The following is a 12,539-nucleotide window of genomic DNA, read 5'->3' as shown; positions in this document are numbered from 1 at the left end:
CGCGCTGGATCGCCTCGGCGCCACATTGTCCCCGCAGGAAACTGCGCCCTGCGATACGCCCTCAAACGTCTTGCCCGTCAGCGCCGTTACCGTCTCCGAAACCTGTACCGCCTGCGGCGCATGCGCCCGCGCCTGTCCCACCGGCGCACTGCGCATGACAGTGGAAAACGGTGCATTCCATCTGGAGCACGTACCGTGGCAGTGCATCGGCTGCGGCCTGTGCCGTCGCACCTGTCTGCCGAAGAGCCTCACGGCGACGCCGGGCACTCCCGCCCAGCTCGCCGCCCCATCCCAGCACCTCGCCAGCGGCAAGCTCGGCACCTGTGCGCGCTGCGGCGCGGTCTTTGCCACAACCGACGGTCCCCTCTGCCGCCTGTGCGCGCGACGCGCCAGTGGCGACAGGCTCTAACCCCTATGGATATCCCCATGCAGAAGCCCACTTCGCCCACCAGCCCCCTGACCGATGCCCACGGCCGCACCGCCGCCTACCTGCGCGTCAGCCTCACAGACCGCTGCAACCTGCGCTGCATGTATTGCAGTTCCGGCCGCGCCGAATTCATCCCACATGGCGACATCCTGCGGTACGAGGAAATTGAACGCGTCATTGGCGTGCTGGCGCAGCGCGGCATTGGCAAGGTGCGCTTTACCGGCGGCGAACCCTTGGCGCGCAAAGGCGCGGTGGACTTTCTGGAGCGCCTTGCCGAGCGCCACCCCGCGCTGGACCTGCGCCTGACCACCAACGGCACCCTGCTGCGCGGCGTGGTCCCCCGCCTTGCCCGCCTCGGCATGAGCACCGTCAATATTTCCCTCGATACCCTGCGTCCCGAACGGTTTAAGGATATTACGGGCTTTGGCAAATATGCCGACGTCCGCCGCGCCATTGACGACTGCCTTGCCCACGGCCTGCGGGTAAAGCTCAACGCCGTGGCCCTTGCTGGCGTCAACACCAGCGAGCTGGCGGACTTTGTCGAACTGGCCCGCACCCAGCCCATTGATGTCCGCTTTATCGAGTTCATGCCCATGGGCGCAAGCCATTGGACCCAGCGGCTGTACATGTCGTCCAAGGACATTCTTGCCACCCTGCGGCGCCACGCCCAGCTCGTCCCCGCCACCAGCGAAAAAAACCACGGCCCGGCGCGCATGTACTCCATTACCGGCGGCGCGGGCCGCATCGGCGTCATCTCCGCCCTGAGCAACCACTTTTGCTCCACCTGCAACCGCCTGCGCCTCACCAGCGACGGCGCCCTGCGCACGTGCCTCTACTCCGACAACGAAACGCCACTGCGCGGCCTGCTGCGCACGCCCGGCGTCACGGACGCTGACCTGCACGCCGCCATCGCCAACGCAGTGGGCGACAAACCTCTTGGCTACCGCCTGCTCCAGCACGAGGGCGGCACTGATGTCAGCGCCAAAGGCATGGCCGCCATAGGGGGGTAGCCTGCGCCCTGTGGTCTTTATCTCGGCCTCAGACACCGCGTAACGTCTTCATAATTCGAGAGAAATCCCCACCGCTTCGTGCCGCAGCAAACCAGAGTTCCACAGGATGCATTGCCACTAGAGAGCACGTCCCTGCAACGCCACTCGTCCCCGCCGAAATCAACTCCATTCCGTTTGTAATAATTTCCTACTGCATCGATCAGCTCTGACTATCGGACACTCTATCCTGCCCCCGTACAGGCTTTTGCATTTTCCCCCTATACTTTTACAAGTGAAAGACGTATATCTCCCCCTGCTCAAGGCGCGCATAATGCGCCACATCTACTAAACACCCGGTCCTGAGACCTTTTCCGCGCCGCAGGCACGCCCGATGCAGCGCGTTTTTTCATGGAATCCGCCAAAAGGCCGAACTGGAAGCACACGACGTTATGCCTAACCAAACCCTCACAAACACAGGGACACGCTCCAGACGGGACGACTACCTTGCCGTGTCGCCCCTGCTCATCTCCCCCGGCTGCATGGGGCGCTTTAGCGTCTATCTGCGGCAGGGCGATGGCTACGTCCTCTATGCCTCTGAAGAGGAATGCTTTACGGAGCGGCACAGACGCGCCCTGTACGAGCACGGCATCAAGGAAGTCTTTATCCGCTCCAGCGAGAGCGATTCATATAAGGAATATGTCGAGGCCAACCTCGGCACCATCCTCATGAACGAAGACATCCCCCTGCCGGACCGCGCCAAGCTCTTCCACCACACGTCCGTCTCCATTGTGCGCGAAGCCTTTGACAACCGCCTGCCCGACACCTTGATCAAGCAGGACAGCTTCAACCGCATCATCGACTTTGTGAATCAGGGCGTGCAGTTCCTGACGCTGGAGAACTCCTTCAAGGCTGTGGCTCAGCTGGTGGAGCACGATTACAAGACCTACGCCCACTGCATGCACGTCTTTTTGTACTCCTCGGCCATTTTGCAAGCCTATGGGCTGGACGAAGAGCATCTGGTGCAGTGCGGCCTTGGGGCCATGCTCCACGACATCGGCAAAACCCTCATCCCCGAGCGCATCCTCAACAAGCCCGGCGCGCTCAACCAGCAGGAACGCCGCATCGTCAACGAGCACCCCGTCAAAGGCGTTGGGCTGTGCTCGCAGCTGGCCCTGTCGCAGACGGCGTACAACTGCATCCTCTTTCACCACGAGCGCATGGACGGCAGCGGCTACCCCTGCGGCTCCAAGGGCTTCGACATCCCGCTGGAAGCCCGCGCCGTGGCCATTGCCGACGTGTACGACGCCCTTACCTCGGACCGCCCCTACGCCAAGGCCATGAATCCTTTTCAGGTGCTGCACCTTATGCGCAACCAAATGCAGGACGAAATCGACATGGACATGTACAAACGCTTTGTCCAAATCCTCTCCGGCGCGGAAATCGTCTAGCCGCCCGGTGCCCCGTCCACAGATTGCGCGCCCCAGCACGCCAAAACGCCCCCGCTTGCCAGAATGCAAGCGGGGGCGTTTTGCTGCCGCAGACTGCCGCCCGGCGCTGCCGGGCGGCGTGCAAATCTGCGCCACACTACACGGGGAAATGCACCTCGATGGCGGTTCCGGTCTCCTGCCGCAGATGCAGGGTGCCGCCAACCTGCGCCACGAGGCTCCGCACAAGCTCCAGCCCCAGCGATTCCGCCGTCTCCATGGTGACGCCCTCAGGGAGTCCGACGCCATTGTCCGTGACGGACAGCACATAATCCGGCCCTTCGCGGCGGAAGCTGATCGTTATGCGCCCCTGCTCCCCCTGCCCAAAGGCATGGTGCATGGCGTTGGACGCCAGTTCATTGAGGATGAGGCCCATGGGCATCACCTTATCCGGCTCCAGCTGGTGCGGCTCGCACTGGAAGGAAAAATCGATGGCGTCCGCCTTGTCGCTGGCGCGCAGGAGGGAGCAGGCGATGCTCTCAAAATATTCGCCGCAGTCGATGTGCTCCATATTGTCCGAGGTATGGAGCTTTTCGTGAATTTTCGCGATGGTCACCACGCGGCTGCGCACAGCCTGAAGGGCGTCCGAACACTCAGGCGTAGCGGAATGCATGGCCTGCAGGGCAAGCAGGGCCGTAATCATATTCAGATTATTCTTGATGCGGTGGTGGATTTCCTTGATCTGGAGCCGCCGGTCCTCCGCCGTATGGCGCAGCCCGTCCATCATGCCGTCCAGATTCCGCTCCACGGCCTTCTTTTCCAGAACAATCTCCACAGCGGCCTTGATTTGGTCGTTCTGGCTGGGCTTGAGGATATAGCCATAGGGCTGCACAGCCTTGGCGCGGGAGATGTGCTTGTCGTCGCCGTAGGCCGTCAGCAGGATGACCGGGATGTCCATCTCGCGCTGGATGACGCTGCACGCGGCAATGCCGTCCACATCGCCGGGCATGACGATGTCCATCAGCACCAAATCGGGCGACAGTTCATGCGCCAGCTTGATGGCCTGCGCGCCGCTGCCCGCCTTGCCTACCACATTATACCCGAGGGAACTGAGCATCTCTTCCATCTGGGTGATGATGACGGCCTCATCGTCTACCACCAGTATGGAATGGGCGTCCTCTGTCTGCGTATTCATGCTTCCCCTCCTTCGACGGGGTCACCAAAGGTAATGTCGATGACTGTTCCGCTGTCCGCCGTCACCTCCAGCTGTCCACCCAGCTGATATTCCACGATGTTTCGCATAAGGCGCAGGCCAAGGGAACTGGTGCGGTCAATATCCAGGTCGTCCGGAATGCCCGCGCCGTCATCGCGCACACGGATGTGGACGCGGCCGCTTGGCGTGTATTCAATGGTCAGGTCCACAGCGCCGCCCTCGGGACCGAAGGCGTGCTTGTAGGCGTTGGAAAGCGCCTCGCTCAGCACCAGACCGCACGGGATGGCAAGGTCCAGTTGCAGGTGGATGACGTCCTCCATATGAAAACGCGGCTCCACGTTGCGGGCGTTGTACATTTGCCCAAGCTGCTGGGCCAGCACCTGCGCGTAGTCCGAAATGATAATGCTGTCGTAATTATCATAGCCGTACAGGTGCATATGGATCATGGCCATGCTGTGAATTTTGGATTGCAGGTCCTTCATCACGGCGGAGGAGCGCTCGTCCTCGATATGGCGGCCCGCCATGTCCAACAGGCTGGAGATAATCTGAAGGTTATTCTTCACGCGGTGGTGGATTTCGCGCAGCAGCAATTCCTTGGTGCGCAGGGCCTCGCAGATGTTTTCCTCATTGCGCTTTTGTTCTGTCACGTCCGAGGTCACGCCCGCCAGCATGGTGGAGCTCAGCTCATCCTGCACGGCAAAGGCGCGCTCGCGGAACCAGCGTGTGTTTCCATCGCGGCACATGATGCGGTATTCCAGCTCCCACGCCTCGCGCCCGCTGTCGCGGTAGACCTCAAGCACGCGCTGCCTGTCGTCTGGGTGGATGGCGCTGAGGTGCCGCTCCCGCGTCTCCAGCGGCGACGAGCACGGCCCAACCCACCGCTGAAAGCCCGGACTGTAATACAGCACGTCGCCCTGCCCGGGTTCCGCCAGCCAAAACACATCCTCCACCGCATCGGCAATGAGGCGGAAGCGGGCCTCGCTTTCGCGCAGGGCGTTTTCCACCCGGCCACGGACAATGGCGTTGCCCAGAATGTCCGCCGCCGCCATGAGCGCCTCCAATTCCGAGGCGTACCACTCGCGCTGGGTACGGCATTCATCAAAGCCCACAAAGCCCCACAGCGCGTCCCCGGCAAAGATGGGCACGATGGCAATGGACACAATGCCCTGCGGCTGTAGCACTGCGCGGTGGGCTGAGGGCAGGTCCGCGACGTTGCCGCGGTAGACTTCGCGCCGTTCAAGGGTTTCGCGCACAAGGTGCAATCCCTCCTCGTCATAGAGCAGGCATTGCAGGTTCGGGGTGTCGATTTGCGGTTCAACGTCCTCGGCGCACCACTCAAACTCCAGCCCCATGGCCAGCCCCTTGTCCGGGACCTCAAAATTACGGAACACATACACACGGCTGACGTCCGCCGCAGTGCCAATGCGGCCCAGCACATCGGACATATGCCCGCGCCAGTCCGGGGAATGCAGGAACCGCTCCGCCGCAAAGCCCACGGCCTCCAGCACGGCGTCGCGCCGGAGCACGGCCTTCTCCATCTCCTTGCGTCCGGAAATATCGCGCACCACGGAGAGGACCACACGCTCCCCGCCAAGCAGGAAGGCATGGGAGCCGACCTCAAGGTCCAGCACGCGGCCATCATTGGCTGTGGCCCGCGTTTCCACGGGGTGGTCCAAGGCTCCGGCGGTGTCCAGCGGTCCCAAAATTTCCTGCGGCCCGCGGGCAAGCAGCGCCTCGCGCGGCATGCGGAACATGGTGCAGGCTTTCTCGTTGCAGTCAACAAAGCGCGAGGGCTTCTCCCCAACCTCCCCGGTCCGCAGGAAGATGGCGTCCGACGCGTTATGGAAGAGCATGCGGTACTTTTCCTCGTTCTCCCGCAGGGCCTGCTCGGCCTGCTTGCGCGCGGAGACGTCGAGAATAAGCGCGTTGATAAGGACCATCTGCCCGCTGGCGCTGCGCACGGGCGACGCCGTCACACGCACCCAGCAGACACTGCCGTCGCGCCGCAGGTAGCGCTTTTCCACATCATAGTAGTCCAACGCGCCGCAAATAATCTTTTCGTGCAGGTCACGGTTGCGCTCGCGGTCGAGGGGATGGGTGATTTGGTCAAAGCGTACGCCCGTCAATTCATCCCGGTTATAGCCCGTTATTTCGCAGTACCTGTCGTTGACTTTCAGGTACGCGCCGCTGATGTCGAGGTGCACCATGCCAACGGCCCCCTGATCAAAGGCCGCCCTGTAGCGGGCCTCGCTCTCGCGCAGCTGCATGGTGGACCGGAGCCTGTCCTCCTCCACGCTGATGGCGGACGCCAGCACCCCGGTGAGCCACTCGTCCTCGTAGGTCGGCTCGTAATCCGTGCAGTACACCGCGCACAGCGCCCCAACGGCCTGCCCCTGCAAAAACACGGGCATGCCAAGGTAGGTTTCAATGTCGTAGCGCCGCACATTGGGGTCCGTCTCCGCGTAGGGCGAATCCGCCAGATTGCGCAGCACCTGCAATTCATCAATGCGGCCCGTGCCGATAATGTCCGTGCAGATATGCCCCTTGGCCACATCCTCGGGCGGCATGGTTGACGGTGCATTCCACCCGCCACGAACGCACAGGCGCTCACCATGCAGCCTGTTGTATACCGCGCACTCCGCGCCAAGCAGCGCCCCGCACAGTTCCACCACCAGATTGATGTTCTCGCGGTGGTCACTGCCAAAGGAAAGCAGCGCCGAACTCAGCATGCTCAGCCGCTGTTTGGTCCGCAGCTCACGCGTTACGTCCGTACACACGGCAAGGCAGGCTCGGCGGCCTTTATCAAAGTCGAAAGGAATGAACGAGCATTGCAGAATGCGCTCCGTGCCATTGACGTCGGTAAACGGCACCTCCTGCGCATACCGCGCCTCGCCCGTGACGAGGACCTTTCTGTCATAGGCCACGAACATGTCGCGCCCACCGCTCTTCTTGGAGCAAAATTCCGTGTACGACGCCCCGACAAGCCGCTCCACGGTGGTCCCGCATGCCTCGGCCGTCGCCTTATTCGCCATGAGGTATCGGCCCTTGTAGTCGCGCGCAAAAATCATGTGCGGCACAAGGTCAATAATCTTGCGCAGGCGGCGCTCGGAACACTCAAACGCCTCACGCGCGGCCACGGTCTCGCTGATGTCCGTGTAGAAGCTGAGAACAGCGGGCTTGCCTTCCCAGTCGATACACATGGGTGTAACCGACAGCCACAGCGCCTCCCGCGTGCGGGTCACCATGCGGAAGTCGTAGGTCTCCGGGGCCGGACGCCCCGCTAACCGCTCGCGCTGGCAGGCAAAAACCTTCTCCCGGTCCGCCGGATACACAAGCTCCGGCAGCGCCATGCCGCGCAGTTCATCAAGGCTGTACCCCGCCATTTCCTGCGCGCGACGGTTGGCGTAGATGATGCGGTCCGTATCGATGACGGTGATGGCCTCGCGCGCATTGTCCACCAGCAAACGGTAACGCAGTTCGCTTTCCTCGGCGGCTTTGCGGCTGGCGTCCATCTCGGTCATATCCTCGATGATGCCAATAATGTACCGCTTTCCGGTTTCCGGATGCACGTAGGGAATCTTTTTGCTGCGCGTTTGGCGGCTGGAGCCATCCCACGTGCGCGAACCACGGAAATACATGGGCGCGCCCGCCTGCCAGACAAGGTCGTCCTCGGCCCAGTGGCGGTCGGCCTCCAATTGGTCCAGCCGGTCATGGTCCGTCTGACCAAGAAATCCCTCCGGATCGTCCCCAAGGATGTTCGCCCCGGCGCGGTTCATATACACCCAACGGTGCTCGCCATCCTTGACGAAGACCGGTGTGTCCAACCCGTCCACGACGGATTCCAATATGGCGGACTCCGGCGCTTGGCAGACATGCAGTCTGGATTCCAGCTCGCGGACCTTGGCCCGCAAGGTACGAAGCTCCTCTTGCATCTCAGCGCGTGTCTGCTCGTGTTCCATCTTCATCCATAGTTCCGGTGGTGACGCGTTCCAAAGGGCGCACGCCTTGCGGCGGCGCGAATACACAAACTTTTCAGGATTCAAGGTCCATAGCACACACCACATCACACTCACAAGCGCGGGCTGCCTCAGCCGCCCCATGTCTGTGCCCAGCAGGCCACTGGACGCCCCACGGGTGTTGTTGTATCCGTACCATGTACCGCGTGCCGCCTGCTTTTGGCGGGCGGCGCGCCGGGCACTGTGCCCGCCACCACACGGGCGCCACCGCCCCCCGCACGACAGATTACCGCACCGCCACGGAGAAGACCGATGCCCAACCAGCATGACGATATGGACCAGCCCCGCAAGAGCAAATCGCAACTCAAGCGCGAAATGCACGAACTGCAAGCCCTCGGCGAAAAGCTCTGCGCCCTGCCGCCGGACGTCATCAAGCGTCTGGCCATTCCCGCGGAGCTCATTGACGCCGCGCTGGAGTCCAAGACCATCACCGCGCACGAAGGGCGCCGCCGCCACATGCAGTACATGGGCCGCCTTGTCCGCAACACCAGCGACGTGGACACCCTGCGCGCCGCCCTTGGCATCCTTGAAGCCGGGCACAAGGCCGACACCGCCGAATTCCACCGCATTGAGGAATGGCGCGACGCCCTCGTTGGCGGCGATTTGGACGTTCTGGAAACCATCATCGAAGCCCACCCAGAGGCCGACCGCCAGCGCCTGCGCCAACTGGCGCGCAATGCCGCCAAGGAAATCGCCAAAAACAAACCGCCCAAAAGCTCGCGCCAGCTGTTCCGCTACCTGCGCGAGCTGGAGCAAAGTTAGCCGCTCCTTTCCGCCAAACGCACAGCGCCCCGGTGTACCGAACGCACAGTCTGGTACACCGGGGCGCTTTATCTTTCGTTACGCCACCAGAAGATGCCTACTGGCTTGTCTCCAGCAGCTTCGCCATCAACTCATTCAGCTTTTCGGACAGGTTCGCCAACTCCACAACGGCTTCGTTCGCCTTTTCCATTCCCTGCGCCGTCTCGCCGGCAATGCGGCTGATGTCCTCCACCGCGCGGCTAATCTGCTCGCTGGCGGCGGACTGCTGCTCCGTTGCCGTGGCAATGGACTGCACCTGCTCTGTGGTTGTTGCCACCATGCTGACTATTTCATTTAGCGCTTCGCCGGATTCATTCGCCAGCTTGGTGGCTTCCTCTACGGCCTCCGAGGCATTCTGCACGCTGGTTATGTTTCGACGTGCACCATCCTGAATAGAACTAATGGCTTCTCCAACCTCGTGGGTGGCAGACATTGTCTTCTCGGCGAGCTTGCGGACCTCATCAGCCACGACGGCAAAGCCACGGCCTGCCTCGCCCGCCCGGGCTGCCTCGATGGCGGCATTGAGGGCAAGCAAATTGGTCTGGTCCGCAATATCCGTGATGACGACCATCACCTTGCCAATGGCCTCTGCCTGCTCCCCAAGCGACGTCATCTCTTTGCGAAGCTCATCCGTCATGGTCGCCACACGTCCGTTGGCCTCCACAACCCGCTGCACAACGGATGCGCCATTCATAGCCTTTTCCCGCGCCTGCCCCGCACTTTCCGAGCCAGAGCTCGAATTCATAGCAACCTCGGTCACGGTGGCGTTCATCTCGTCCATCGCCGTTGCGGTTTCGGAGCTTCTGGAGCTTTGCACCTCGGCCCCCTGCAACACCTCCTCCACGCGCTCCTGCAAATGCGCCGACGATTCAAGGACCTGCCCCGCAATGCTTGCGGCATCCTCCGCAACGGCAGACATAGTATCCAGCAAACGTGAAATGCGTTGCTCATCCTGCCGTGTTCGTTCAAGCGCCTGCTCAGCTTCTTCCTGAGCACGCTCCGCTTCCTCGCTTTTCTCTTCGGCTTCGCTCATCTTGGTTTTCAAGTGCTCCACCATCCGCGTAATGGACCCTTGCATAGCCCCGAGTTCCGCGCCGTACTCCTCGTCTACAGTGGCGTCCAAATCGCCATCAGCAACCGTACGTGCAAAAAGCCGTATCCCCAAAAGGGGCTGCACAATAACCCGGCGCTGCACAATCCATGACGCGCACACAATGACAGCCAAAATCCCCAAGGTCCACATGGTGATGCTCAACCTTGCCCCAACCACATCCGCGTGCACCTCTTCCAACGAACTGATAATCTGAAATGCACCATGGATTTCCCCTACCTTCCAGCCCTCCTTCACGCCGCCCACAACATCACGCGCGCCCTTGGGGTCGCCATGGCATTGCAAACAATCCTTTGTCAGACGTATGGGCTTAAAATAGCGAATCTGCGTGGGTTCCCGCAGAACCAATTCATCAAGGTTTTCGGCCTTAAGCCGCCTGAGCACGTCCTCCTCCAGCGGCGTTGGCGTGTTTTTCGGATTTCGCGGCTTGACCTTGGGCACCCGGAAGTCATACCCCGCCTCATCCGCCTTGGCTTTGGCCATGTTTATGGACGTGATAATAGGCACGGCGTCCATGATATAGTCGTCTGGTATCTGCTCAAACGGGCGGATAACGCCACGCTCCAGCTTTTGGGACATTTCATCCCGTGCCGCTTCCGCCATAAGCACAATCGCCTTGCTCTTTTCCTCAATGCTTGCATGCGCGCCTTGTGTAATATCCCGGACATGCATCACAGCCATGACCAGCGCTATAATAAGAGGCCCGGCAACTACAGCCGCCAGCAATTTCCATTGAATACTCACATTCCTCAACATATCAGCCACCTCTCAGTGAAATGATGCCACGGTTCACACCGGCCACTCCTCTCCACAGAACAATCTATACCACCCTGCTTTTTTTTCAAGCCTCAATGGCACAATCAGCCGCTGCACCTGTCTGTTCCAGCACCAACGCACCACCAAAGCCCACAGGCAAAATTTTTCTATTGCTTTTCTTTTTTAAACGTGGAAAGGACAATCAAGGGTTTTGCGCGCGATGCCATTTCGGCTCCGTCGCACTCCATCACAAAAACCCTTTTGGAGATATGGAATGGGTTCCAATACCGTAGAAAAGAAGTTTGACGTCATCATTGTCGGCGGCGGCCCCGCTGGTCTGTTCGCCGCTTATTATCTGGCCGAGAATTCCGACCTCAAGGTCCTTATCCTTGAGAAAGGCAAGCAGCCCCTCAAACGAAAGTGCCCCATCGGTCACGGCGAGGACTGTATTAAGTGCCGTCCCTGCAACATCCTCTCGGGCATGGGGGGAGCTGGTCTGTTCTCGGACGGCAAGCTCAACTACATTCCCATCCTCGGCAAAACGGACCTGACCCAGTTCATGCCCTTGAACCAGGCGCAGGCCCTCATCGACGAGACCGAAGAAATCTACAACGCCTACGGCATGGACGGTAAGGTCTACCCCACCGACATGCCCGCCGCGAAAGACATCCGCAAGCACGCCATGAAAAACGGCGTGGACCTCTTGCTCATCAAGCAAAAGCACCTTGGCTCCGACAACCTCCCCGGCCACATCAACGGCATGGTGGAAGATCTGGAAGCCAAAGGCGTCGTGGTGCGTACGTCCGAAGAAGTCAAAGACCTCATCGTTGACGGCGACCGCATCACCGGCGTTATGGGCAAAAGCGGCGCGTTCTACGCCCCCAACGTCATTCTCGCCCCCGGCCGCGTGGGCGCTGAATGGTGCGGACGCCTCGTGCAGAGCCACGGCCTCGAAGTCAGCCAGCGCGGTATCGAAGTCGGCGTACGCGTGGAAGTGCACAACGAAATCATGCGCGACCTCTGCGACATCGTCTACGACCCCACCTTCTTCGTGCGCACACAGAAGTACGACGACCAGACCCGTACCTTCTGCACCAACTACGGCGGCTTCGTCGCACTCGAAAACTATCAGGACTTCGTGTGCGTTAACGGCCACGCCAACATGGTGGAAAAGTCCGAAAACACCAACTTCGCCTTCCTGTCCAAAGTCGTGCTGACGGAACCCGTCACCGATAATCAGGCCTACGGCGAGTCCATCGGCAAGCTGGCCACCATCATCGGCGGCGGCAAGCCCATCCTCCAGCGCTTTGGCGACCTCAAACGCGGACGCCGCAGCACTTGGAACCGCATCAAGAACAGCCACGTCGAGCCGACCATGACCAACGTCACCCCCGGTGACATCGCCATGGCCCTGCCCGAACGCATCGTGACCAACCTCGTGGAAGGCCTCGAAAAGCTGAACCTCGTCGTCCCCGGCGTCGCCAACGACGAAACACTCCTCTACGCGCCGGAGATTAAGTTCTTCGCCACGCAGGTGGAGACCTCCAACCAGCTGGAAACCAAAATCAAAGGCCTCTACGTCGCAGGCGATGGCCCCGGCGTGGCCGGCAACATCGTCTCCGCCAGCGCCACCGGCATCATCCCCGCGAAGGAAATCGTCCGGCGCGGCGGCAAAAACGACTAGCCAACAACACGCTGGTCTATGCGCATAAGTACGGCCGGGTCCTCCCAAGAGGGCCCGGCCGTTTTTTGTTTGGCCTCCGGCGACTTGAGCTCTTAGGTCGTTCGGCCTGAAGGGACGA

The 12,539-nt window shown here is 61.0% G+C and carries 8 protein-coding genes; 5 read left to right on the top strand and 3 right to left on the bottom strand.

Annotated features, from left to right (window positions below):
* The 3 genes from ACY69P_RS08035 to ACY69P_RS08025 form a co-directional block, all read left to right on the top strand.
* The coding region (locus tag ACY69P_RS08035; RefSeq protein WP_462327107.1) for an NADH-quinone oxidoreductase subunit I at positions 1-409 on the top strand (409 nt) is incomplete at its 5' end.
* A gap of 17 nt (positions 410-426) precedes the next feature.
* Positions 427-1,437 carry a GTP 3',8-cyclase MoaA gene (gene moaA, locus ACY69P_RS08030; protein WP_462327106.1) on the top strand — a complete coding sequence of 337 codons (1,011 nt, stop codon included), beginning with the start codon at positions 427-429 and terminating at the stop codon, positions 1,435-1,437.
* Positions 1,438-1,865: 428 nt separating this feature from the next.
* Positions 1,866-2,864: an HD-GYP domain-containing protein gene (locus ACY69P_RS08025; RefSeq protein ID WP_459898662.1), complete on the top strand. Its 999-nt coding sequence runs from the start codon at positions 1,866-1,868 to the stop codon at positions 2,862-2,864.
* 136 nt (positions 2,865-3,000) lie between these two features.
* On the opposite strand, the gene ACY69P_RS08020 is transcribed toward ACY69P_RS08025, so the two are convergent.
* Together ACY69P_RS08020 and ACY69P_RS08015 are read right to left on the bottom strand one after the other, a co-directional pair.
* Positions 3,001-4,035 carry a sensor histidine kinase gene (locus ACY69P_RS08020; RefSeq protein ID WP_462327105.1) on the bottom strand — a complete coding sequence of 345 codons (1,035 nt, stop codon included), beginning with the start codon at positions 4,033-4,035 and terminating at the stop codon, positions 3,001-3,003.
* A complete protein-coding gene (locus ACY69P_RS08015) occupies positions 4,032-8,018 on the bottom strand; it encodes a PAS domain S-box protein (protein ID WP_462327104.1) in 3,987 nt (1,328 codons plus the stop codon). Before ACY69P_RS08015 ends, ACY69P_RS08020 begins: the two co-directional genes overlap by 4 nt.
* Before the next feature lie 303 nt (positions 8,019-8,321).
* Here ACY69P_RS08015 and yjgA point away from each other — a divergent pair, with 303 nt between their 5' ends.
* Entirely contained in the window at positions 8,322-8,831 is a 510-nt protein-coding gene (gene yjgA / locus ACY69P_RS08010) for a ribosome biogenesis factor YjgA (protein ID WP_462327103.1), read from the top strand.
* A 97-nt stretch (positions 8,832-8,928) separates the two neighbouring features.
* On the opposite strand, the gene ACY69P_RS08005 is transcribed toward yjgA, so the two are convergent.
* Positions 8,929-10,737: a methyl-accepting chemotaxis protein gene (locus ACY69P_RS08005; protein ID WP_462327102.1), complete on the bottom strand. Its 1,809-nt coding sequence runs from the start codon at positions 10,735-10,737 to the stop codon at positions 8,929-8,931.
* Between the two features lie 274 nt (positions 10,738-11,011).
* Between ACY69P_RS08005 and ACY69P_RS08000 the strand changes: the two genes are divergently transcribed.
* Complete coding sequence (locus ACY69P_RS08000; protein WP_404844205.1) at positions 11,012-12,421, top strand: NAD(P)/FAD-dependent oxidoreductase; 1,410 nt, start codon at positions 11,012-11,014, stop codon at positions 12,419-12,421.
* Positions 12,422-12,539: the final 118 nt, after the last annotated feature.

This window comes from Desulfobaculum sp. (assembly GCF_054921475.1).
This window is presented reverse-complemented; position numbering and strand designations above follow the sequence as displayed.

Bases quoted from the DNA above. Each gene is read 5' to 3' on its own strand.
- ACY69P_RS08015 (WP_462327104.1), bottom strand. From the start codon at position 8,018: ATGAAGATGGAACACGAGCAGACACGCGCTGAGATGCAAGAGGAGCTT.
- yjgA (WP_462327103.1), top strand. From the start codon at position 8,322: ATGCCCAACCAGCATGACGATATGGACCAGCCCCGCAAGAGCAAATCG.
- moaA (WP_462327106.1), top strand. From the start codon at position 427: ATGCAGAAGCCCACTTCGCCCACCAGCCCCCTGACCGATGCCCACGGC.
- ACY69P_RS08025 (WP_459898662.1), top strand. From the start codon at position 1,866: ATGCCTAACCAAACCCTCACAAACACAGGGACACGCTCCAGACGGGAC.
- ACY69P_RS08000 (WP_404844205.1), top strand. From the start codon at position 11,012: ATGGGTTCCAATACCGTAGAAAAGAAGTTTGACGTCATCATTGTCGGC.
- ACY69P_RS08005 (WP_462327102.1), bottom strand. From the start codon at position 10,737: ATGTTGAGGAATGTGAGTATTCAATGGAAATTGCTGGCGGCTGTAGTT.
- ACY69P_RS08020 (WP_462327105.1), bottom strand. From the start codon at position 4,035: ATGAATACGCAGACAGAGGACGCCCATTCCATACTGGTGGTAGACGAT.